Source organism: Paractinoplanes globisporus DSM 43857, assembly GCF_000379645.1.
GTDB lineage: Bacteria > Actinomycetota > Actinomycetes > Mycobacteriales > Micromonosporaceae > Actinoplanes > Actinoplanes globisporus.
On sequence record NZ_KB903308.1, the window covers coordinates 1 to 23,254 of the forward strand.

At 70.8% G+C, this 23,254-nt stretch carries 16 protein-coding genes and 1 riboswitch; of the genes, 10 read left to right on the forward strand and 6 right to left on the reverse strand.

The window, feature by feature from the left end; translation table 11 throughout:
• Nucleotides 1-40: 40 nt before the first annotated feature.
• Nucleotides 41-346: an antibiotic biosynthesis monooxygenase gene (locus A3CQ_RS53740; protein ID WP_157296251.1), complete on the reverse strand. Its 306-nt coding sequence runs from the start codon at nucleotides 344-346 to the stop codon at nucleotides 41-43.
• Between the two features lie 23 nt (nucleotides 347-369).
• On the opposite strand from A3CQ_RS53740, the gene A3CQ_RS0123280 reads away from it, so the two are divergent.
• Entirely contained in the window at nucleotides 370-897 is a 528-nt protein-coding gene (locus tag A3CQ_RS0123280; protein ID WP_020513364.1) for a DUF402 domain-containing protein, read from the forward strand.
• Nucleotides 898-938: 41 nt separating this feature from the next.
• Here the strand turns inward: A3CQ_RS0123280 and A3CQ_RS0123285 are convergent, their stop codons facing one another.
• From A3CQ_RS0123285 to A3CQ_RS0123295, 3 genes are read right to left on the reverse strand one after another with little or no spacing between them, the layout of a single operon-like run.
• Nucleotides 939-3,392 carry a transglutaminase TgpA family protein gene (locus A3CQ_RS0123285; protein WP_026206076.1) on the reverse strand — a complete coding sequence of 818 codons (2,454 nt, stop codon included), beginning with the start codon at nucleotides 3,390-3,392 and terminating at the stop codon, nucleotides 939-941.
• Nucleotides 3,389-4,684 carry a DUF58 domain-containing protein gene (locus tag A3CQ_RS0123290; protein ID WP_026206077.1) on the reverse strand — a complete coding sequence of 432 codons (1,296 nt, stop codon included), beginning with the start codon at nucleotides 4,682-4,684 and terminating at the stop codon, nucleotides 3,389-3,391. The genes A3CQ_RS0123285 and A3CQ_RS0123290 overlap by 4 nt, the downstream gene beginning before the upstream one ends.
• 2 nt (nucleotides 4,685-4,686) lie before the next feature.
• On the reverse strand, nucleotides 4,687-5,733 hold the full coding sequence (locus A3CQ_RS0123295; RefSeq protein WP_026206078.1) for an AAA family ATPase: 1,047 nt from the start codon (nucleotides 5,731-5,733) through the stop codon (nucleotides 4,687-4,689).
• Between the two features lie 318 nt (nucleotides 5,734-6,051).
• Between A3CQ_RS0123295 and A3CQ_RS0123300 the strand changes: the two genes are divergently transcribed.
• Both A3CQ_RS0123300 and leuS read left to right on the forward strand, forming a co-directional pair.
• Nucleotides 6,052-8,901, forward strand: coding sequence for a M36 family metallopeptidase (locus A3CQ_RS0123300; RefSeq protein ID WP_026206079.1), 2,850 nt, complete (start codon nucleotides 6,052-6,054; stop codon nucleotides 8,899-8,901).
• 167 nt (nucleotides 8,902-9,068) lie between these two features.
• Nucleotides 9,069-11,876 (forward strand): leucine--tRNA ligase, encoded by a 2,808-nt coding sequence (gene leuS / locus A3CQ_RS0123305; RefSeq protein WP_020513369.1) that lies wholly within the window; start codon nucleotides 9,069-9,071, stop codon nucleotides 11,874-11,876.
• Between the two features lie 63 nt (nucleotides 11,877-11,939).
• On the opposite strand, the gene A3CQ_RS57655 is transcribed toward leuS, so the two are convergent.
• The gene (locus A3CQ_RS57655; protein WP_020513370.1) at nucleotides 11,940-12,596 is read right to left on the reverse strand and encodes a C40 family peptidase; all 657 of its coding nucleotides are present in this window, start codon (nucleotides 12,594-12,596) and stop codon (nucleotides 11,940-11,942) included.
• Between the two features lie 162 nt (nucleotides 12,597-12,758).
• A riboswitch (cyclic di-AMP (ydaO/yuaA leader) is annotated at nucleotides 12,759-12,890 on the reverse strand.
• 436 nt (nucleotides 12,891-13,326) lie between these two features.
• Here A3CQ_RS57655 and A3CQ_RS0123315 point away from each other — a divergent pair.
• The 3 genes from A3CQ_RS0123315 to A3CQ_RS0123325 are packed head-to-tail and all read left to right on the forward strand — an operon-like array spanning nucleotide 13,327 to nucleotide 16,020.
• Entirely contained in the window at nucleotides 13,327-14,550 is a 1,224-nt protein-coding gene (locus tag A3CQ_RS0123315; RefSeq protein WP_026206082.1) for a Mur ligase family protein, read from the forward strand.
• Nucleotides 14,540-15,253 (forward strand): type 1 glutamine amidotransferase, encoded by a 714-nt coding sequence (locus tag A3CQ_RS0123320; protein ID WP_020513372.1) that lies wholly within the window; start codon nucleotides 14,540-14,542, stop codon nucleotides 15,251-15,253. The genes A3CQ_RS0123315 and A3CQ_RS0123320 overlap by 11 nt, the downstream gene beginning before the upstream one ends.
• Nucleotides 15,254-15,291: 38 nt before the next feature.
• A complete protein-coding gene (locus A3CQ_RS0123325) occupies nucleotides 15,292-16,020 on the forward strand; it encodes a TVP38/TMEM64 family protein (RefSeq protein WP_026206083.1) in 729 nt (242 codons plus the stop codon).
• Nucleotides 16,021-16,332: 312 nt separating this feature from the next.
• Here A3CQ_RS0123325 and A3CQ_RS0123330 read toward each other — a convergent pair whose 3' ends face one another.
• Nucleotides 16,333-17,304, reverse strand: coding sequence for a DUF559 domain-containing protein (locus A3CQ_RS0123330; protein WP_051115325.1), 972 nt, complete (start codon nucleotides 17,302-17,304; stop codon nucleotides 16,333-16,335).
• Between the two features lie 450 nt (nucleotides 17,305-17,754).
• Here A3CQ_RS0123330 and mraZ point away from each other — a divergent pair, with 450 nt between their 5' ends.
• The 4 genes from mraZ to A3CQ_RS0123350 all read left to right on the forward strand — a co-directional run bounded on the left by mraZ (nucleotide 17,755) and on the right by A3CQ_RS0123350 (nucleotide 23,244).
• A complete protein-coding gene (gene mraZ / locus A3CQ_RS0123335; protein ID WP_020513375.1) occupies nucleotides 17,755-18,186 on the forward strand; it encodes a division/cell wall cluster transcriptional repressor MraZ in 432 nt (143 codons plus the stop codon).
• A gap of 263 nt (nucleotides 18,187-18,449) precedes the next feature.
• The gene (rsmH, locus tag A3CQ_RS53750) at nucleotides 18,450-19,502 is read left to right on the forward strand and encodes a 16S rRNA (cytosine(1402)-N(4))-methyltransferase RsmH (RefSeq protein ID WP_051115326.1); all 1,053 of its coding nucleotides are present in this window, start codon (nucleotides 18,450-18,452) and stop codon (nucleotides 19,500-19,502) included.
• The gene (ftsL, locus tag A3CQ_RS62940; RefSeq protein ID WP_020513377.1) at nucleotides 19,499-20,866 is read left to right on the forward strand and encodes a cell division protein FtsL; all 1,368 of its coding nucleotides are present in this window, start codon (nucleotides 19,499-19,501) and stop codon (nucleotides 20,864-20,866) included. Before rsmH ends, ftsL begins: the two co-directional genes overlap by 4 nt.
• A 2-nt stretch (nucleotides 20,867-20,868) precedes the next feature.
• Nucleotides 20,869-23,244 carry a peptidoglycan D,D-transpeptidase FtsI family protein gene (locus A3CQ_RS0123350; RefSeq protein ID WP_020513378.1) on the forward strand — a complete coding sequence of 792 codons (2,376 nt, stop codon included), beginning with the start codon at nucleotides 20,869-20,871 and terminating at the stop codon, nucleotides 23,242-23,244.
• The last annotated feature ends 10 nt before the right edge of the window (nucleotides 23,245-23,254 follow it).

The following is a 23,254-nucleotide window of genomic DNA, read 5'->3' on the forward strand; positions in this document are numbered from 1 at the left end:
GGCTGTCGGCGGGCGCGGGCGGGCGGCTTGGGGTGGGTGGTCAGGGGGTCGGCCAGGCGTCCAGGACTTCGGCGTGGCGTAGGCCGCCGGCCTCGGCTATCAGGGCTAGCCAGGCGGCGCACTCGGGGATGGTGTTGATTTGGCGGGCGGCCGCCTCGGCCTCGGGGCGGGTGCGCCACAGCAGGACGTCGACCCAGGTGCCGTCGTCTTCGCGGGTCAGGTAGGCGGCCTGACAAGCCGGGAAGTGGGCGCGCAGCGCTGCCAGCATGGCGGGGCGGTCGGCGAGCAACTGGGCCTCGGCGCCGTCGCGGACGGTGAAGCGGGCGAACTCCATAACCATGGTCACGCGGGAGACACTAGACGCCGCCTATGACATTTTCGGGGGTCGGCGTGGCGATCAGCGTGCGGTATACGAAATGGGGCGGTAAGCGGCATTGGCGGTGGTCCGCCGAAGAGCTGGGGAGTGATCGGTTCGGGTTGTGGCTGGGGTGCCGGGCGGGGACTGAGCTGCGGCGCGGGTTCGAGGAGCCGATCGTCGCGGTGGATGACTTTGTCGTTCTCGTGCCGGCCGCCGGGCGATGGATCGCTGCCTGGTACGGGCCGGGGGAGAGCGAGACGGCGATCTACGTCGACGTGACCAGCGAGCCGGTCCGGCATCCTGATCGGGTCGAGGCCGTTGACCTCGATCTCGATGTGGTGCGGCTTCGGGACGGCTCGGTGCGCCTGCTCGACGAGGACGAGTTCGAGGAGCACCAGGTGCTTTACGGGTACCCGGCGGACGAGATCGCTCGGGCCCGGGCTACCGCGGACGAGCTTCTCGCGATGGTCGCGGGCAGGCAGGAGCCGTTCGACAACGTGGGCGAGGCCTGGCTCGCGTCGTTCTCCGGCAATCGCTGACCGGGGCAGCGGACGCCGCGAGAGGCGGCGTCCGCTGCGCGTCAGCGGCCTCGGTTGGCCAGCAGGCGGCGGGGGCTGAAGCGGGCCGTGGAGTCGCGCAGGCGGCTCGAAGCGGCGGCCGCACGAGTGGAGAACTCGGCCAGGCCCAGACGCCAGCGGAGCAGGACCGAGGGCGGGAACACGGCGGCCACGAAGCGGGTGCGTCTCGTGGCCGAGCGAGCCAATCCCCGGCGTACGCGATGAAGCGCGACCGTCAGCTCGGCGCCCTGCAACGGCTTGCGGGCATACCGCGCTCGCTCCTCGGCGGTGCCCAGCAGGGTTGCCGCCGTGGCGGGCTCCTCCAGCAGGACCGCGTCGGTGATCAGGCGCTGGGCCGTCACCCGTGGTGTCTCGGTCGGGTCGACGGGGATGCGGAAGTCGATCATCGTGTCGAGGAGCTCGTCCCAGGCGGCGTGGGCGTCGTGGCGAGCCCGCACCGCCTCGGGGGTGACCACGATGTCGTGCTCGCCCCCCAGGCTCACGCGGGGGGCCGCCAGGACCTTCGGCGCCTTGGGTACGGTCGCGGCGTGCCGGCGCCGGCGGACCATCAGGCGGCGCACCGCCGGTATCAGCAGCAGGACGATCAGCAGCGCCAGGCCGGCGGCGATCCAGAGGGCCGTGTACGAGATGGGTTGCGAGCCGATGTCGACGTTGCCGGCCAGGCCGGGGCCGTCGGGTCCGCGGTCGGCCGCGTCGGGGTTACCGGCGGCGGCCGAGGAGCTGGCTCCCGGAAGGGCGGCGCCCGCCGACGTCGACGCGCTCGGAGCCGGCGCGTCCACGTTCGGCGCCCAGTCCGTGCGGGTCGAGCCGGCCACGCTCGCCGCGGGGGTCGCGTCGAACGGGATCCAGCCGAAGCCCTTCAGGTACACCTCGGTCCAGGCGTGCGCGTTGCGGTTCGTGATGATCCACGAGTCGCCCTGCTGGTTGCCCTTGGTGAAGCCGAACGCGACCCGGGCCGGAATCCCGGCCACCCGGGCCATCCAGGCCAGCGCCGCCGCGTACTGCTGGCAGTAGCCGACCTTGTTCCTCAGGAACGCGGCGATGTCGGAGCTGGAGCCGGCCGGCTGGGTCGACAGGCTGTAGCTGAAGCCGCGCTCCTTGGAGAAGTAGTCGTACAGCGCGCGGATCTTGTCGTACTCGGTCGTCTTGCCCTTGACCAGGCCGGCCACCAGCGTGTCGACGTAATCGTCGTGTGGTGTGTTGGTGAACTGCGTGCGCAGCGGGTCGTCCTTGGTCAGCGGTTCGGCGGTGCGCAGCTCGGCTTCGGTGTACGTCGCGCGCACGTAGTCGAAGTTGTACTTCTTTCCCTTGGACGTCTGCCGGTTGGAGAAGATGACCTGCTGGTTGGGGTCGTAGGACCAGCCGCCGCCCAGGTCGCTCGTCTTGATCGTGTTCGAGTAGATCGGCAGCATGTTCTGCTTGAGGTTGTCGCTGACCTCGATCTGCGCGTGGTACTGCTCGAACTGGCCGCCGGCCGTGCCGCCGCGCGGGTCGGGAATGCCGCGGTTGACCGAGTTGCCGGCCGGGTTGCGGTTGCCGAAACCGAGGTTGGTGAGCTGGTCGGCCACGCCGAAGCGGAGGTAGAACGGGTACTGCTCGTTCGTGGTCAGCTTGATGACCGGGACGGTCTCGCCCTCGGTCAGGTTGCCGTTGAGCGCCGCGAACAGGCTGATCCGCCCGCCCGTGCCGGTTCCCGCCCCGCCGGTGCCGATCCCGCTGCCGCTCTGCGTGATCTGCGAGAGCAGCCCGCCGGTCACGGTCGGCATGAGCAGCGGCAGCAGTACGGCCGAAGCCACGCCCACCACGCCCAGGCGCCGGCCCGCGGCGGCCAGCGGCGACGGCTCCCACACGTCGACGTCCCGGCCGTCCCCGGTGAACCGGCGGCCGAAACGGCGTACGCGATCGATGTTGTCCGAGACCAGGAGCCAGAGGAATCCGACCGAGCCGATGATGAACGGCAGGACCGGGACACTGTCCACATAGATCGCGACCGGCACCGAGTAGATCGCCAGCATCGGCAGGCCCGCGAGGGCCGGGCGGCGCGCGACCACCGTCAGCAGGTCGACCGCGATGGCCACCGAGCCGATGCCGAGCACCGTGATGAACAGCAGGCCGTCGCGGTCGGGTACGGGCACGCCGTACTGCCGGGTGTCCTGCCCGGCCTGGGTGAACAGGTCGGCGAAGTGGCCGAACGTGGCCGGCTGCGGGATGAGGATCTCGTGGCCGCTGGGGAACATCCAGGTCAGCGTCAGCAGCAGCACCATGACCATGCTGAGCGCCTGTGCCCAGACCGGGAACCGCAGCGTGCGGGCCAGCAGAGCCGCCCCGGCGATCAGGCCGACCGCCAGGATGCAGCGCATCAGCCAGCCCCACGTTTCGAAGATCGACGAGATCGGCGCGGCCGCGAGCAGCGTGGCGCCGGCCGCGACAAGGCCGAGGCGTCGCCGGCCGGTCATCGGATCACCCCGCCCACCGTCTCGGCCATCGCGGCCCGCCAGGCGAAACCGTTCGAGCCGCGCGCGGCGGCCGGCCACAGGTTGGGCAGCGTCGCGCCGTGGGTGACCGGCACCGACCGCCAGCCGGCGTGCACCAGGGCGAGCGCGGCGGCGGCGTGCTCCCGGTCGGACTCCTGCCGCTCGCCGGGCGTCATCGAGACCCAGGTCGAGCTGTCGATGGCGAAGCCGATGCAGGTGGCGCCGTTGCTGCGCAGGCCGGCCAGCAGCTCGGCCTCGGCGACGGTGAGCGTGCCGAAGATGCCGACCACGAGACCACCGTCGGAACGGCGCCGTACCTGCTCGACGAGGAGGGCGATGTCGCCGTTCTGGGCGAGCTTGACGTCGGCCAGCGTGTCGAGGATCAGCGCTTCGCCACCCTCGTACGCGTCGATGTCGACGCCCGAGCCGGTGACCATCCGAAGCTTGTAGCCGAGCTGGCGAAGGTGCATGGCGACGCTCGCGGTGGCCGAGACGGCCCACTCGAAGCTCGCGGTCGGGCCCTCGCCGCGGTGGGCCAGGACGCGCGTGTCGAGCACCACGGTGGCCCGGCTCTCCCAGGGCTGCTCCTCGCGGCGCACCATCAGCTCGCCGGTGCGGGCCGTCGAGCGCCAGTGCACCCGGCGCAGGTCGTCGCCGCGGCGGTACTCGCGGGTGGCGGCGTCGTCCTCGCCGTGCACGGCAACCGACCGGGCGCGGCTGTCGCCGGTGCCCGCGTACTCGCCGCCGAGGCGGACCGTGGGCAGCGGGAACACCTGCGGGATGACGGTGAGCCGGTCGATGCTGGGGAAGGAGCGGGTCAGCTCGCACAGGCCGAACGGGTCGGTCAGCCGGATCACCAGCGGGCCGATCGGGTAGCGGCCGCGGACGTCGGCACGAACCGTGTACGCCACCGAGCTGGCCTGGTGGGCGCCGAGGCGCTCCAGCACGACGCGGGGGCGGCTGCCCAGGGCGTACGGAAGCTTGTCCTCCAGCAGCAGGGTGCCTGTGGGCAGGCGGGACATGTTCTGCAGGCGCAGGATGACCCGCGCGCTGGAGCCGACCGGGGCGCGGCCGGGCTCGAGGGACCGGGTGCAGGCCAGCTTGTACCGGCTGCGCCCGACGTACGCGGCGGCGAGCAGAGGCAGCGCCGCGAGCAGCACCGCCACCCGCAGCAGGTCACGCTCGCCCAGGACGATCGCCGAGATGCCGGCCGCGGCGGCCGCGGCCAGGAAGGACCGGCCGCGCGTGGTGAGTCCCCGCAAGGCCTCCCGCATGATCAGAGCCCCCGGGGCTCGTACTGCGCGCCGCCGGCGTTTGGCCGGGTGTCGTACGGCGAGCGGCTGCGCTCGTGCGGGAGCGGCAGCCGATGCACGATCTCGGCCACGATGGCGTCGGTGGTACGGCGGTTGAGCTGGGCGTCCGCGGTCGGGATGATGCGGTGCGCGAGGACCGGCACGGCCAGCGCCTGCAGGTCGTCGGGGAGCACGTAGTCGCGGCCCTCGAGCGCGGCGACCGCCTTGGCCGTGCGCACCAGCTGCAGAGTGCATCGCGGGGACGCGCCCAGGCGGAGCTCGGGAGCCTCGCGGGTCGCGGTGACCAGGGCGATCGCGTACTGCTGGACGGCGTCGGCGGCGTGCACGTCGCGGACCGTGGCGATCAGCCGGCGGACCAGGGCCGCGTCGGCGACCGGGCGCAGGTCGTTCAGCGGGTCGTGTGCACCGTGGCCGCCGAGCATGGCCAGCTCGGCCCGGGGGTCGGGGTAGCCCATCGCGATGCGGGCGGTGAACCGGTCGCGCTGCGCCTCGGGCAGCGGGTAGGTGCCTTCCATCTCGATCGGGTTCTGCGTCGCGATCACCATGAACGGCGCCTGCAGCTCATAGGTCGTGCCGTCGACCGTGACCTGCCGCTCCTCCATGCTCTCGAGCAGGGCGGACTGTGTTTTCGGCGAGGCGCGGTTGATCTCGTCGCCGACCACCAGGTTGGCGAAGACGGCGCCGGGCTTGAACTCGAAGTCCCGGGTCTCCTGGTTGTAGACGCTGACGCCGGTCACGTCGCTCGGCAGCAGGTCAGGAGTGAACTGGATGCGCCGCACGGAACAGTCGATCGACCTCGCCAGTGCCTTGGCCAGCTTGGTCTTGCCGACTCCCGGCACGTCCTCGATCAGGAGGTGACCCTCCGCGAGCAGCACGGCCAGCGCGAGACGCACCGTGGCGCTCTTGCCCTCGATGACCTGCTCGATGTTCGACATGATGGCCTGCGTGGCCTTGCGGAAGTCCTCGCCGGTCATCGGTCCACCGGGCTCGTCCCAGGTCGGGGTTGTCACGGGGCTTCCTCCAAGTAGTTCCCGCCGCAACGGCGCCGCGAAAAGGGGCGGCTTACCGCCCGTCCCCACAGGTTAGCCCGATCACACCAAACCGCCGACCCCAGCCCGCGGCGCGATTCGACGACCGTCAACCGGGCGCCGGTATCGGATAGGTAAAGAATCGGACATCGGTCTAGTTATATTTTCCGATCTTCGGACAGAGTCAGCGATCGACGGGCCACACAAGTGGGGTGCGGCCGGCACGGGCGCTTCCCCCGGGCTGGGCTGCACCGAGCCCGGCCGAGAGGGGCTGAATTGAGACCGTTATCCGTACCGACCGTGACCCGGCGGGTGGGGGCGGCGGCAGCCGGCGTGGTGTTGCTGGCGGGACTGCTGCCGGCCACCGCGCAAGCCGCACCGGATCAGAAACCGGACCAAAAGAAGATCCTTACCGACCGCAATCAGCAGCGCCGAGCCGATTACGACAGCCGTGACACCCTGGGCGCCGCCGCGGCCGCGCAACCGACCGCCGCCCTGCGTCGCGCCATCGTGCCGGACGCGTCGCCGTCCGCCGTCAACAAGCTGCGTGACTCGCTCGGCGTGCAGGGCATCGTCGACGTCGACGCCGCGACCGGCACACCGCGCCGGGTCGCCCGGCTCGACGGCTTCCTGACCGGCCCGAGCAAGCAGAAGCCCAGCAAGATCGCGCTCGACTACCTTTCCGCCCACTCCGACGTGTTCGGCCTGAACGCGGCCGCCATCGCGGGCCTCACCCTCCGCCAGGACTACGTCGACGTCGAGGGCACGCACCACCTCAGCTTCGTCCAGTCCGTCGGCGGCGTCCCGGTCTTCGGCAACGGCCTCAAGGCCCACATCGCCAAGAACGGGCGGATCATCCAGTTCGACGGCTCGCCGCTCAAGGCTCTTCCCGCCGCGGCCGCCGCTCCCAGGGTGTCCGCGGCCGGCGCGCGCGACGAGGCGGTCAAGGACGTCTTCGGCACCTCGGCCGCGCGGGTCACCAAGACCGAGGCCGGAGCGACCGAGAAGACCACGTTCAGTGACGGCGGCAACGCCAAGCTGGTCTACTTCCAGTCCGCCGGCGGTCCGCGCCTGGCCTGGGAGACGATCGCGGTCGACCAGGGCTACGTGCACATCGTCGACGCGGCCACCGGCGAGATCCTGTACCGGCAGAACACGATCGACGCAGACTCGGCCGACGTGTTCTACAACTACCCGGGCGCCCCCAAGGGTGGTACGCAGCAGACGGTCAGCCTGACCAAGTGGCTGCCGAACAACTCCCCGCGGCTGGCCGGCAACGTCGCCCACGTCTACTCGGACGTCAACGACGACAACACGGCGAACCCGACGGAGGAGGTCGCGCCGTCCGGCAAGCGCAGCTTCCAGTACCCGTTCGTCGACTTCAGCTCGACGGTCGGTGGCCGGTGCTCGGCCGCGTTCAAGTGCTCGTGGGACCCGAAGACGCCGTTCTCGTGGCAGACCAACCGGGCGCAGAACGCGGTCCAGATGTACTACTTCCTGGGCACGTGGCACGACCATCTGCAGGCCAAGCCGATCGGCTTCACCCGCGCCGCCGGCAACTTCGAGGCGGTCGACGACGACGCCGTGCAGGGTCAGTCGGACGACGGCGCCAATACCGCCGCCGGCCTGCCCGACGGCGACCACGTCGACAACGCCAACATGAACACGATGCCGGACGGCATCCCGCCGGTCATGCAGATGTACCTGTTCCTGCCGGATGCCCGGTTCATCGCCGGCAACTCCGGCGACGACTCCGCCGTCGTGTTCCACGAGTACACCCACGGCCTGTCCAACCGTCTCGTGGTGGACGCCAACGGCAACTCGACGCTCGGTGACATCCAGGCCGGCGCCATGGGCGAGGCGTGGGGCGACTGGTACGGGCTGGACTACCTGGTCGACCAGGGCCTCGAGAAGGACACCGCGACCATCGGCGACATCATGGTCGGCAAGTACGTCGACGGCGGCGGCACGATCCGCAGCGAACCGCTCGACTGCACCGTGGGCGCGCCCGCCACGGTCTGCAAGGGCACCGCGGCGGCCGGCCCCGGCGGTTACACCTACGGTGACTACGGCCGGATCTCGGCGCGCGGCGCCGAGGTGCACGCGGACGGCGAGATCTGGGCCCAGACCCTGTGGGACCTGCGCAAGGTGATCGGCAGCACCAAGGCCGAGTCGCTGGTGACCCGGGCCATGGAGCTCTCCCCGGCCAACCCGTCCTTCCTGGACATGCGCAACTCGATCCTCGCGGCCGACACGGTGGTCAACGGCGGCAAGCTGCAGAAGACCATCTGGAAGGTGTTCGCCAACCGCGGCATGGGCTACTTCGCCGCCGCCGTGGACGGCGACGACGCGCAGCCGGTCGAGGACTTCTCGATGCCGCCGGCCGCCAACACCCCGCGGGGCACGCTGACCGGCAAGGTCACCGACCAGGACACCGGCGCGGCGGTGGCCGGCCTCTCCGTCGGCTTCGGCGGGCACGCCTCCGGCTTCGCCGGCGACCTGCAGGCGACCACGGCCGCGGACGGCAGCTACACGATCTCGGGCATCCTTCCGGGCACGTACGCGAAGGTGTTCGCGCGTGGCGCCGGGTATGACCTGCAGACGGCGACGCTGTCGATTCCGTCGCACACGGTCGTCAAGAACTGGGCGGTCCGCCAGGACTGGGCGGCCTCCAGCGGCGGCGGCTCGGTGGTCAGCTTCACCGGCCCCGACTACAGCCCGCAGTGCGGACCGGCGTTCCTGATCGACCAGTCGCAGAGCTCCGGCTGGGGCTCGGACGTGGCCGCCAACGGGCAGACGATAGTGCTGAAGCTGTCGGGGGTGGTGAACATCAGCCAGCTGGTGATCAACCCGTCGGCAACCTGCGGTGACCCCGCGACCGTGTCGACCGGTGGCTACCGGGTGGAGACCTCGCCCGACGGCACGACCTGGACCCTGGCCGCGGCCGGCACCTTCCCGCGGGGCACGGTCACCGCGACCCCGGTCGCGCTGGCCGCCGGCACCGGCACCGGTGTCGGCTACATCCGGTACACGATGCTGACCACGCAGGGTCAGGACGCGGGCCTCTGCCCGGCGGGCCAGCCCCCGGCGGACTTCAGCTGCGTGTTCCTGGACTCCACCGAACTGGCGGTCTACGGACCGGCAGCCTGACGCACGGCTATACCGGTCGCCGCTCTCGGGCGGCGACCGGTATCATGCACGCATGGCCCGGCCGTTCCTGCTTCTTAGCCGGCCGTGCTGCCGCCGCCGTTAGACGGGCACAGCACGGCGATCCCCTCCTGAGCGAGGGGCTTTTTTGTGCCCATCGACTGATTGAGATGCCGACCATGAGCGAGTCAGAGACCCCGCGGTTCCGTTACACGGCCGCGCTGGCCAACGAGATCGAGCCGCGCTGGCAGGCCTGGTGGGCCGAGCACGGGACGTTCAACGCGCCCAACCCGGCCGGCGATCTGGCCGATCCGGCGCATCCCCGGGCCGGCGCGCCCAAGCTGCACGTCCAGGACATGTTCCCGTACCCCTCGGGCGCGGGCCTGCACGTGGGTCACCCGCTCGGGTACATCGGCACCGACAGCTACACCCGCTACAAGCGGATGGCGGGCTTCAACGTCCTGCACCCGATGGGCTTCGACGCCTTCGGCCTGCCGGCCGAGCAGTACGCGGTGCAGACCGGCACCCACCCGGCGGTCACCACGGCCGCGAACGTCGAGCGGTACAAGGGCCAGCTGCGGCGGCTGGGCCTGGCCTACGACGATCGCCGGACGTTCGCGACCACCGACCCCGAGTACTACCGGTGGACGCAGTGGATCTTCCTGCAGGTCTTCAACTCCTGGTACGACGAGAAGATCCGTAAGGCCCGCCCGATCTCCGCGCTGATCGCCGAGTTCGAGGCGGGCACCCGGCCGACGCCGGGCACGCCGTGGGCGTCGATGACCGCCGTCGAGCGGCGCAAGCTGGTCGACGACCACCGCCTGGCCTACATCAGCGAGGCCCCGGTCAACTGGTGCCCGGGCCTGGGCACCGTGCTGGCCAACGAGGAGGTAACGCCGGACGGTCGCAGCGAGCGCGGCAACTTCCCGGTGTTCCAGCGCAGCCTGCGGCAGTGGATGATGCGGATCACCGCGTACGGCGACCGCCTGATCGAGGACCTGGACACGCTGGACTGGCCGGAGCCGGTCAAGCTGATGCAGCGCAACTGGATCGGCCGGTCGCGGGGTGCGCACGTCGACTTCCCGGTCGGCGACGACAAAATCACTGTATTCACGACACGGCCGGACACCCTGTTCGGTGCGACGTACATGGTGCTGGCCCCCGAGCACGAGCTGGTCAACAAGATCGCCCCGGCCGAGTGGCCCGATGGGACAAATCGGAAGTGGACCGCGGGTGCGGCCACGCCCGGTGAGGCGATCGCCGCGTATCGGGCGAAGGCCGCCGAGAAGACGGACGAGGAGCGGACCGAGTCCAAGGAAAAGACGGGCGTGTTTACCGGTGCTTATGCGACAAATCCGGTAAATCAGGCGAGGATCCCGGTCTTCATCGCCGACTACGTGCTGGCCGGCTACGGCACCGGCGCGATCATGGCCGTGCCCGGGCAGGACGAGCGGGACTGGGAGTTCGCCGAGATCTTCGAGCTGCCCATCATCCGTACGGTGAAAGCTCCTGAAGGTTTTGAAGGTGCCTTTGTCGGCGAGGGACCCGCGATCAACAGCGACTGGCTGGACGGGAAGGGAGTCGTCGAGGCCAAGGCGGCGATGATCGCCTGGCTGGAGCAGCACGGGCACGGCAAGGGCGCGACCACCTACCGGCTGCGCGACTGGCTGTTCAGCCGGCAGCGCTACTGGGGAGAGCCTTTCCCGATCGTGTACGACGAGACGGGCCTGCCGATCGCGCTGCCCGACTCGATGCTGCCGGTCGTGCTGCCCGACGTCGACGACTTCTCGCCGCGCACCTTCGACCCGGACGACGCGAACAGCGAGCCGGAGACGCCGCTGTCCCGCAAGAAGGACTGGGTAAACGTCGAGCTGGACCTGGGCGACGGGCTGAAGTCGTACACCCGGGAGACCAACACGATGCCGCAGTGGGCCGGCTCCTGCTGGTACGAGCTGCGCTACCTGGATCCGCGCAACGACAAGGCGCTGGTCGACCCGGACAACGAGGCGTACTGGATGGGCCCGGCCCGCGACGGCGACTCCGGCGGTGTCGACCTGTACGTCGGCGGCGTCGAGCACGCCGTGCTGCACCTGCTGTACGCCCGCTTCTGGCACAAGGTGCTGTACGACCTGGGCCACGTCTCGTCGTTCGAGCCGTTCCGCCGGCTGTTCAACCAGGGCTACATCCAGGCGTACGCGTTCCGGGACGCGCGGGGCGTCATCGTGCCCGCCGAGGAGGTCGTCGAGCGCGACGGCAAGTACTTCTACTCCTCTCAGGAGGTGTTCCGCGAGTACGGCAAGATGGGCAAGTCGCTGAAGAACGTCGTGACCCCCGACGAGATGTGCGAGCAGTACGGCGCCGACACGTTCCGGGTGTACGAGATGGCGATGGGCCCGCTGGACGTCTCCCGCCCCTGGGAGACCCGGGCCGTGGTCGGCTCGCAGCGCTTCCTGCAGCGGGTCTGGCGCCTGGTGATCGACGAGGACAACGGCGAGGTCCGGGTCACCGACGAGCCGCTGGAGCCGTCCGTCCGCAAGCACCTGCACCGCACGATCGCCGGCGTCCGCGAGGACCTGGACGAGCTGCGGTTCAACACGGCCATCGCCAAGCTGATCGAGCTGACCAACACGCTGACCCCGCTGCCGGTGGTCTCGCGCGAGGCGGTCGAGCCGCTGGTGCTGATGGTGTCGCCGTTCGCGCCGCACCTGGCCGAGGAGCTGTGGGCCAAACTGGGCCACGACGGCACCCTGACCTACGCGGACTTCCCGGTCGCCGACCCGGCCCAGCTGAAGGCCGAGTCGATCACCTATCCGGTGCAGGTCAACGGCAAGGTCCGGGCGCGGATCGAGGTCTCGCCGGAGGCCGGCGAGGCGGAGGTGCGGGACGCGGCGCTCACTGCCGCCGCCGAGGCGCTGTCGGGGCGTACGCCCAAAAAGGTCATTGTTGTGCCCGGACGCCTGGTCTCGGTCGTCGTCTGATCCCCGCGAAAGCCAGAAGGGGCGCCTCGCGAACCGCGGGGCGCCCCTTTCTTACTGCTTGCCTCAGACCAGACGGCGTACGACGTAGTTGCTGCCGTAGATCTTGTGCTTGCCGACCCGCGCACCGGTGTGCGGCGAGTCGTACATGTAGCCGGCGCCGGCGTAGATGCCGGCGTGGTAACCGTACGAGCCGGAGCGGAAGATGATCAGGTCACCGATCTGCTTCGCGCCCTTGCTGACGGCCCGGCCGTAGTGCTGCTGCGAGTTCGCCTTGTGCGGCAGGCTCTTGCCGGCCGCCTTCTTGTAGACGTACATGGTGAAGCCGGAGCAGTCGAACCGCTTCGGCCCCGCCGCGGCGAACTTGTACAGCGCGCCGGTGTGCGACCTGGCCTCGGCCAGCACCTTCGCGCCCGACGCCCGGACGCTGATCTTGAGGGCGCTGGTGGTCTTCCAGTTGTAGTAGCCGTTGGACAGGTAAACCGCACGGTAAACCGTGTAGCTGGTCGGCTTCGCGTACAGGTTGACGTAGCCCGAGGAGCCGACCTTGGCGGCCGACTGGGTGCGCCACTTGCCGCTGCTGTACTTCTGGAGCTGAACGATGCCGAAGTGCAGCGGGGCGCCCGACTTCGGGTTCAAGTAGCGGGCGGTGATCCGCACCTTCTGGCCGTAGCTGAGCGTGCGGCTACTGACCGAGACGCGGACCGTCGGGGTGTACTTCACCCTGGCCGCCTGAGCGGCCGTCACTACGGGGGTTGCGGCGCTGGCCGGCGGGGTCGCAATGAGCTGACCTGCACAGAGGCAGAGACCCAGGGACAGCGCGGCGGTGCCGGTTCCGACGCCGAAGCGCCGACCCCGGCTCGAACTGTGTTCGGGCACGGTAAGGGAATCCCTCCGGCACGCCTGCGAGGTTAGCTGTCGGGTTCGGGCGGGAAGGTTGCCCGGTCGCCGTGGTGGCCGACTTCACCCCGAGGTTGCCCCGTTGCCCGCCACCGGAGCGGGTGGCGGCGGAGCGGACCGGCTGTCTCTCTCGAGAAGCTGTGGGTCCCCCGTCCCTGCCCCCATATGCCTTTGTGGTCGTGCGTGCTTCGTGGTCGCGGCGCTCGGCCCGGGGCAGGGCTCGGCGTGAACCGGATCGTCGCGAGCCGGTCCAATGCGGACCGGCCCAACCTTGCTACCAGCTATTCCTGTTGATCGTCAGAAGTGGAATCGTCACTTAGCGTGTTTGGCACATTGGTTGCTGTCCAATTTGTTACCTCGAGGAGACAAATGCCATGACGTACGGTCGTTGCATGATCACGGCCCGCTGAAGGTTACGGGTGAAACACGACACACAAAAAGTCGGCGTAACCCCGTGTTTCCTGGCCAGAGGCATTTCGGTAGGCGGCGCGCCGCCGGCGACCCGGTGTGACCGGCGAGTCGGGTAGCCTCGTCTCCCGTGACGGACGGCAAGATGCCCCTGCGGGCCAAGGTAGCGACCAGCGTCTCGAAGACCGCGGCGGCGCTCTCCCGGGCCGCGGGTCGCGGCGACGGCTCGGTTATCGGCGGATGGATCGGCCTCAAGATCGACCCCGACCTGCTGGCCCACCTGGCCTCGGGTCGCGCGGTCGCCCTCATCTCGGGCACCAACGGCAAGACGACCACGACCCGGCTCGCGGCGGCCGCCCTTTCGCACATCGGCCGGGTCGCCACCAACTCGTTCGGCGCCAACATGCCGACCGGGCACACCTCGGCGCTGGCCAAGGCCGGCACCACGCCGTTCGCGGTCCTCGAGGTCGACGAGCACTACCTGGCCCGGGTGATCGACGCCACCAACCCGCGGGTCGTGGCCCTGCTCAACCTCTCCCGCGACCAGCTCGACCGGGCCAAGGAGGTGGCGATGATGGCGCAGCTGTGGCGCGATGCCCTCGCCGGCCACCCCGAGGTGCGCGTGGTGGCCAACGCCGACGACCCGATGGTGGTCTGGGCGGCCGAGGGCAGCGGGCAGCAGGTCACCTGGTTCAGCGCCGGGCAGCGGTGGCACGACGACTCGTACGTCTGCCCGCAGAGCGGCGACCCGATCGAGCGCCAGGGCGGCGACTGGTGGTGCACCGGCTGCCCGCTGCGCCGGCCGCACGCGCACTGGCGCGTCGAGGACGAGGGCGTCGTCGACCCGCGCGGCGACTGGCACCTCGTCAAGCTCCAGCTCCCCGGGCAGGTCAACCTGGGTAACGCCGCCACCGCCCTCGCGGTCGCGGCCGAGTTCGGCGTCCGCCCGATCGAGGCGCTGCCGCACCTGGCCACCGTCTCCTCGGTCGCCGGCCGGTACGCGCAGGTCGACCGCGACGGACGAAACGTCCGTTTGCTCCTGGCGAAAAACCCGGCAAGCTGGCTCGAGGCGTTCGACATGGCCGAGCAGGCACCCACCCTGCTCTCGGTCAACGCGCGGGATCCCGACGGCCTCGACACCTCGTGGCTGTACGACGTGAACTTCGCGCCGTTGCGCGACCGGCCGGTGCTGATCACCGGCGACCGGGCCCTTGACCTGGCAGTACGCCTCGAGGTGAACGGTGTGCCGTTCCGGCACGTTAGGACTTTTGACGAGGCGATCCAGGCTGTACCGCCCGGCCGCCTCGAGGTGATCGCCAACTACACGGCGTTCCAGGACATTCGAGCGGAGTTGGACCGTGTCAACTGAGAGCACCCTGCGGATCGTCTGGATCTATCCGGATCTGCTCTCGACCTACGGCGACCGGGGCAATCTGCTCATCCTCGCCCGGCGGGCCGCAATGCGGGGCATTCCGGTCGAAACGTACGAGATCCGTTCGGACCAGCCGATGCCGTCCATGGCCGACATCTACTTGATCGGCGGCGGCGAGGACGGACCGCAGGCCCTGGCCTCGCAGCGCCTGATCGCCGACGGCGGCCTGCACCGGGCCGTCAACCAGGGCGCCGCGGTGCTGGCCATCTGCGCGGGTTACCAGCTGTTCGGCCATTCGTTCTTCGCGAAGGGCGAGAAGTGCCCCGGCCTGGGGCTGCTCGACATGCACTCGGACCGCGGCGAGACCCGCGCCGTCGGCGAGCTGCGCGGCGACATCGACCCGCGGCTCGGCCTGCCCCCGCTCACCGGCTTCGAGAACCACGGCGGCCGCACCCACCTCGGCCCCGGCGTCGCGCCGCTGGCCCGGGTCACCGCCGGCATCGGAAATGACAGCCAGACCGAGGGCGCTTGGCACGGGAAGATTCTGGGCACGTATTCCCATGGGCCCGCGCTCGCTCGCAACCCAGCTATAGCCGATCTGCTACTGCGTTGGGCGATCGGCGCGGATAGTCTTCCTCCCGTTGACGACACCTGGCCGGAGCGACTCCGCGCCGAACGGCTCGCCGCGGCGGGCGCATAAAACCGGTAAATCGACAACCAGTTAGGCGGTACGACTGCATGACTGACACCCTGATCGCGCCTCCTCCGGCCACGGTCGTCCCTGCTCCCGCGCTGCCGCTTCCGGCCGCCATGGGATGGAAGCGCCGCCTGGTCCGGTTCGGCGTCCTGGGCGTCATCGTCGGCGGTCTCGCCGCCGCTGCGGCCCTCCTCCCGCTGCGCGACATCGGCGACGCGATCCTGGCCCTCGGCCACGTCGCCCCGGTGGCGATCGCGGTGGTCGGCGGCCTGCTCCTGTCGGTCCTGGTCCCCCGAACCGCCATCACGATCGCGTGCGGCGCCCTGCTCGGTGCCGCAACCGGCGCGGTCACCGCTCTGGCCGCAGCCGTGATCGCCGCCGCCGCCACCTACTACGCGGGCCGCTGGGCCGGTCGGGGCGTCCTCCACGCCCGAGCCGGCGGCCGCCTGGCCCGCCTCGACGGCTGGCTCAACCGTCGCGGCCTGTCGGCGGTCCTGCTGGTCCGTTTCCTGCCGCTTGCCCCGTTCGGCCTGATCGGCTACGCCTACGGCACCACCAGCGTCTGCCGCAAGCGCTACCTTTTCGGGACATTCCTGGCGTCCATCCCGTCCGCCGTCAGCTACGCCGTGATCGGCGCCGCCGTCGCCAACCCGCACGGCATCAACCCGCTGAGCCTTGCGCCCGCCCTGGTCGGTTTCGCCCTGACCACCACGATCGTCTGGCGCTGGAAGCGTTCCGCCCGCCGCGCGGCCGCAGTCGCTGCCTGCTAAGACCCGGCCTTCCGTAACGCCCGCCGCTTCTCTTGCGGCGGGCGTTCCTTTTAACCCTTTCCCGTGTACGCCCGGCAGCGCGCGCCCCTTTGCCGGGGCGCCGCAGCTCTCCGCCGTTCGCGACGGGTGGTGCGGCCTCGCCTCGCGAGCACGTACACCAGTTCGTTCGCGAGGGGGCGGGAGCGCCGCCGCTCAGCGCCGTTCGCGACGGGCAGTGCGGCAGCGCCTCGCGGACGCGGCCTTGACCGGTTTGCGAGGGGGCGGGGAGTGCCGCCGCTCTGCGGGTGGTGCTGCCTCGTCTTGCGAACGCGGCTAGGCGGCCTTGACTGGTTTGCTAGGGGCGGGGAGGCCGCCGGCGGTCAGGGCGGCGTGGATCTCCTGGGCGACGGTGGCGGGGTCCTCGCGCACAACCCAGGCCGGGAACCGCAGGATGCGATCGCCCGCGATCCGGATCTGGTTCCGCCGGAGCGTGTCCGCCGCCCAGCGCTGGACATCCATGTGATAACCCCCGTCGGCCTCGACGATGACGCGGAAGGCGCTCCACTCGGCGTCCACATATCGATTGCGCCCGGACTCGTCGAGACGGCGTCGCTGCAGGTCGGGTGCCGGCAGCCGGTACCGACGGCACAGCCGAACGAAGTCGATCTCGGACAGGGCCGCGGCGCCGCCTTCCACGTCGGCGATGGTCGTGACGATCAGGCGGCGACGCCGAACCGTGGGGAACAGGCCCAGCACGTCACGCAACTCCGCGACGCTGGCGCGGTTCTGCCGGCAGCACCGGGTGATCAGGTCGCGGGCCTCGTTGTCGCTCTCTGCCCAGCCGGCGGCGTCAATCACCGCTCGCGCGACGGTGGTGCGCGGCGGCCGCCCGGCCTGCTGGTGCGATTTCGGCAGAATCGACGTGCGATGAATCCGGACTGCCGGCATGTCGGGCGGAAAACCCGGCAGCCGGCCGCTCCGGCCTCGGCCGATCGGAACGAGCACGTCGATCGTGCCGTGCCGCAGACCCTGAACCCCGCCCTCGATCGCGGCGGCCCGCCCGGCCAGGCGCGCCTCTTCTCCGGCGGCCAACACCGCCGCCCATAACTGCTGGTCACGCGCGAGCCGGCCGTTCTCCGCGAGCAGAACGCCCCAGCACAGTCGCCGCCACCGCCGCCGCACCAGATGGCCGCGGATGACTCCGGGCGCGAGGAACCGCATGGCTTGACCAGTAGTCAGTACGCCCTTCTGGTTGGCGATCAACTGCGCGAACTGGGCGGCGGCAGGCCGGGGAGGGGATTGCATCCGGCGACCCTTCCTTACTAGCCCCGAACTCCGCTCGGACCCTGTGGACAACTCGCTTCTGTGGATAGCCGCCCGCGCGATGGCCAGGTCCGGGGAGGGCCCCACTTTGCTCCACTGGAGGCCTCCACTCTCCTCCCGGGAAGGGTTGACGGCGCGTAGGAGAAGGAGATTAATACGGGTTTGGGCGGGGATGGGCGGGTGGAGACGGAGGGTGTCGGGAAGGCGACGGGGATGATCATGGGGATGCGCTCCACTTCGAGGGCAGGGCGTTGAGCTGGGAGTTTGGGAGCGTGTGCGTTGCGTGGGGGCGCTCAATCGGCTTGCGGGTGGAGGGAAGTGGAGTAGAGTGGAGCGCAGTGGCAGGGCCGAGGGGGAGCTAGACCTGGGAGGCCTGCCGGCCCGAGTTGACAGGCGGACCGCGAACCGCTGGGGCAGGGGGGTGGACGGCCGATGTTCCTCGGCACCCATACCCCGCGCCTCGATGACAAGGGGCGGCTGATCCTTCCGGCCAAGTTCCGAGATGAGCTGGCGGGAGGTGTCGTGATCACCAAGGGGCAGGAACGCTGCTTGTACGTGTTCCCGATGCCGGAGTTCCAGCGCATCGCCGGCCAGCTTCGTGAGGCGCCGGTGACGAACAAGGCCGCCCGGGCGTACGGCCGGGTGTTCTTCGCCAGTGCGCACGACGAGGTGCCCGACAAGCAAGGGCGGGTGACCATCCCGGCGCACCTGCGGGAGTACGCGGCACTGGACCGCGACCTCGTGGTGATCGGGGCGAGCACCCGGGTGGAGATCTGGGACAAGCAGGCGTGGGACGACTACCTCGCGGCGAGCGAAGACGAGTTCGCCGACATCGAGGAGGGGGTGCTGCCCGGCGGACTGTAGGGCGTGGCACCCTGCCGGGCCGATCTGCGGTCCCGGACGTCACTGCCGCCGTACTGCGAGATCTCCAGCCGCTCCCGCACCTGGCGCCTCTTCCCCGGCGCCAGGCGCGTGTCCGGACCGGAAAAGGACCGGCAAGGCCCGCCGGCAACGGGCCGAGCCGGAACGAAATCCGGGGACACGAGCGGATGGGGATCTGGCGGTACGGACGACGTCCGGACCGGTGCGGCGACTTGGGACGGCCGGGGTGGGCAAAGGGGGTCGACATGGGGGAGCCTCGTGGCACGCATGTGCCCGTGCTGCTCGAGCGTTGTCTCGAGCTGCTCACTCCCGCGCTCGACCTGCCCGGCGCCGTCCACGTCGACTTCACGCTCGGGTTGGGTGGGCATGCCGAGGCCGTTCTCCAGCGGTTCCCGGACGTGGTCCTCATCGGGCTCGACCGGGACACCGAGGCGCTCGCGGCGACACGGCACCGGCTCGCTCCGTTTCGCGCACGGACCCATCTCGTGCACGCGGTCTACGACGAACTGCCGGAAGTTCTCGCCGACCTCGGGTACGACCGGTTCCACAGTGGCCTGTTCGACCTGGGCGTCTCGTCGCTTCAGCTGGACGAGGCCGACCGCGGTTTCGCGTACGCCCAGGACGCACCTCTCGACATGCGGATGGACCAGACCCGGGGGATCACCGCCGAGGAGGTCGTCAACACGTACGAGCCGGGCGAACTCGTCCGGATCCTGCGGCAGTACGGCGAGGAGAAGTTCGCACCGCGGGTCGTGTCGGCGATCGTGCGGGAGCGGGCGAAGGGGCGGATCACCTCGACGACCCGGCTGGCCGAGCTGGTCAAGGAGGCGATCCCGGCCGCCGCGCGACGAACGGGTGGAAATCCCGCGAAAAGAACGTTTCAGGCACTACGTATTGAGGTAAATGCGGAGCTCACCGCACTGGAGTCGGCCCTACCGGCCGCTTTGGACGCATTGGCGCCGAAAGGCCGCCTTGTGGTGATGAGCTACCAATCGTTGGAAGACCGGATCGTCAAGCGCGAGCTCACCGCGAGGACGCGCAGCACCGGGCCGATCGACCTGCCGGTCGAGCTGCCCGGGACCGGTCCCACCCTGCGGCTGCTGACAAGGGGGTCGGAGCCGCCGACTGACGAGGAGGTCGCGGCCAACCCGCGAGCGGCTTCGGTGAAGCTGCGAGCGGTGGAGCGCCTCGGCCGGAACGACCAGGCATCGGGTGCCGAGAGGCCCCACATGTCGACGCACGGGGGACGACGGCGGAAACGCCGGGGGGAACGCGACGAGGGGGAGGGAACAGCATGAGCGAGCGCACGCGGACGCCGCGGCCGGGGGGCCGGGTCACGGATCAGCGCGGGACGACGCCGGCACGCGATGCGGACGCCCAGCGCAGCACCGGCCGGGATGGTGCCGGCCGGGACAGTGCCGGCCGGGATGGTGCCGCCCGGCGAAGTGACGCCCGGGGGGCGCGGCACTTCAACGAGGCTGACGACGCACGCGCCGACCGGGCCGACACGCGCCGGTCCGGGATCCGGAACACGGCCGGCGAGCCGGCCCCGCGAGGCGAGCGCCGGGAGGGGCCGCGCGGCCGGGTTCGGGACACCGATGACGTGCGCGGTGAGCGCCGCTCCGGGGCCGACCTGGCTCGCGGCAAGGGCCGCCGGCCCGAGCCGATGATCGGCAAGAGCCGCTCGGACGCACCCCGCAAGCGCGACACCGGCCCGATCGCGGCCCGCACGCGCGACACGGGCGCGGTCGAGGGCCGCAAGCGTGAGACGGGCGTGCGCGACACGGGTGCGGTCGAGAGCCGCAAGCGTCAGACCGGCGTGCGCGACACGGGTGCGGTCGAGAGCCGCAAGCGTGAGACGAGCGCGCGCGAGACCACGGGCGCGGTCGAGGGGCGCAAGCGCGAGCTGGGCGTCCTGGCCGAGCGCGGCCTCGGCAAGGGCGCGCGGGCCGGGCGGCTGCGTGACATGCGCGGTGGCCGGCCGGTCGTCGACGCGCCCGTGGACGGCACGGCGGCGCTCAAGCCGATCGAGCTCGAGGTGCCCGCGCCGGAGCCGCTGCGGGCGACCGGCCCGGTCCGGAGCACCGGCGAGGTGGCCACGCCGCGGCTGCGGGTCGCGCCGCCGGCGCCGGTCAGCACGCCGCGGGCGCCGTTCGTGGCGTCGGTGATCGGCGTGGTGATCGTCGGCGTGCTCGGCATCCTGATGATCAACACGAAGACCAACGAGAACTCGTTCCGGATCGCCGACCTGCAGAAGCAGGGCTCCACGCTCGACAACCAGCAGCAGGACCTCGACAACCAGCTGGTCCAGGTGTCGCAGATCGGCAACCTGGACGCGGCGGCCCGCCGCCTCGGCCTGGTCAAGGCGGACAACCCGGCGCTGTTCACGCTGCCCGACGGCAAGATCATCGGCGTCCTCACGCCGGCGAACGGCCGCCCGGCGGTTACTGCGCAGGACGCCGCCTCGCCCGGCAGCGGCGACGCCACGTCGGACGCGGGCGCCGGCAAGGTGGCGCCGGTCGAGGGTCAGCCGACCGGCGCCCCCAACGGCGCCGTGGGCATCGGCACCACGAATGGCAGCAGCACGGCCGGGAACGGGAACACCGCGGACGGGAGCCAGATGACCGCCACGAACGGCACCACCACGGGCGCCGGCGAGTAAGCATGTCGCCGCGTAACGACGACACACCGCGCCGGGGCGAGCAGCCCCGGCGCGGAACGTCTCGTGACCTTCCGACCGAGGGGAACGGGACCGAGGAGACCGGCCGGGGCCGCGGCTTCGGCGGCATCGGCGACGCGCGGGCGTACACCCCGCGCGGCCGCACCCTGGCCGAGCGCGACCAGCGCACCCGCTCGCCGCGAGCCGGCCGCAACACCGACCCGTTCCGTCCGGCGCTCCAGGTGCTCGACGGCGGCCGCCCGCAGCGTGGCCGCCGCCCACCCGACGCCGAGCCGCCGGCCACCGACGACCCGGGCCGCCGCGAGCAGAGCGATCCGCGTGGGAAGAAGGGCACGGGACAGAGCGACTCCCGGCGCGAGCCGCCGCGCAGCCGCCGCCCGGAGCCGGTCGAGGACGACGGCGACGAGCTGAGGCGGCGCCGGGAGCGGACGGCGGGACGCGGGGTCCGGGTGCGGGACAACGCTCGCTCCGCGGGGACGGCCGCGAAGGCCGCCCGCGACGTCCGGTCGACGTCCTCCACTCGTACGAAGACTGCTCGGACTGTCGCGAAGGGCAAGGGAGCACCCACCGCGACGAAAAGTCGCGCCGTGCGGGCGATCGCGCCCGAGCCACCCAAGCTCGCGAACCCCACCAAGCGGCTGCGGCTCGGCACCGTCATGGCGCTGTCGCTGTTCGTGATGATCGGCGTGCGGCTCGTGGTGCTGCAGGTGGCCTCGTCGCCGGCGGACGCGGCGCGGCTGATCAAGCTGCGCGAGGACCGGATCAGCGAGATCACCCTGCCCGCGCCCCGCGGCAGCATCCTCGACCGGGACGGCACCGTGCTCGCGCACAGCGTCGAGGCCCGGTACGTGGCGGCCGACCCGGTGCTGGTCAAGAACCCGGCGACGACAGCGGCCACACTCGCGCCGCTGCTCGGCGTCGCGGCCTCGAAGCTGATCCCGAAGATGACCAAGCACACCCGGCCGGACGGCCGGCAGTCCCGCTTCGAGTTCCTGGCGCAGGGTGTGGACATCGGGGTGGGCGACCGGATCGCCGCGATGAAGCTGGGCGGCATCGTGGTCAAACAGGACGAGCGGCGCGACGTGCCGGGCGCCGACCTCGGTGCGAACCTGATCGGCTTCACCGGCGCAGACAACTCGGGCCTCGAGGGCATCGAGGGACGGTACGACTCGCTGCTGCGTGGCACGGCCGGCACGCAGGAGTTCGAGATCGGCAAGGGCGACCTGAACGCGCCGGTTCCGGGCGGCTACCAGCACTACGTGGAGCCGCAGCCGGGCACGTCGATCGAGCTGACCATCGACGCCGACCTCCAGTACCGGGTGCAGCAGATCCTCAGCGATCAGCTGCGCGACTGGAAGGCGACGATCGGCGGCGCCGTCGTGATCGACGTGAAGACCGGCGAGGTGCTCGCGCAGGCCAGCTACCCGCCGTACAACGCGCAGAAGCCGCTCGACTACTCTCCGGCCGACCGGGAGGACGTGCCGAGCGCGATCGTGGCCGACCCGGGCTCGGTGCACAAGGTGTTCATGATCGGTGCGGCGCTGCAGGAGGGCCTGATCACGCCGGACTCGGCGATCACCGTCGGGCCGGCGCTGATGCGCGGTGGCTACCGGTTCCAGGACAGCCACATGCAGCCCAAGGGCACCAAGATGACGATTCCGGGCATCCTCGCCCTCTCGTCCAACGTGGGCACGATCCTGATCTCCGACCAGTTGGGCAAGCAGAAGGTGTACGAGTACCAGCAGAAGTTCGGGCTCGGGAAGTCCACGAACGAGGGCGTGGCCGGCGAGGCGACCGGCCGGATCCTCGCGCCGGACGAGTGGAGCGGCTCGGCCTCGGGCTCGGTGCCGATCGGGATGAGCGTGGACGCCACGCTTGTGCAGATGGCGGCCGGGTACGCGGCGATCGCGAACGACGGGACGTACGTGCAGCCGCACATCGTCAAGTCGTACATCTCCGGCAAGGACGGCAAGGTCACCAACTCCCCGGCGCCCGATACGCATCAGGTGCTGAGGCCGGACGTGGCCAAGGAACTGCGGACCATGATGGAGGCGGTCGTCGACGAGGAGGACGCGACCGGCACCCAGGCGCGGGTCAACGGCTACCGGGTGGCGGGCAAGACCGGCACCGGCAAGCGGCTCATCGACGGGCAGTACACGAGCAGCAACTACGGGTCGTTCATCGGCATGGCGCCGGCGGAGAACCCGCGGTTCGTGATCGCCGTCTCGGCGGAGGTCGCGCACGGCACCGGCGGTGACGTCGCGGCGCCGGCGTTCAGCAAGATGATGTCGTTCGCCCTGCTCCACTACCGGGTGCCGCCGTCCACCACCAAGCCGCCGACCTTCCGGATCCACCCGTGAGCCGTGGCGT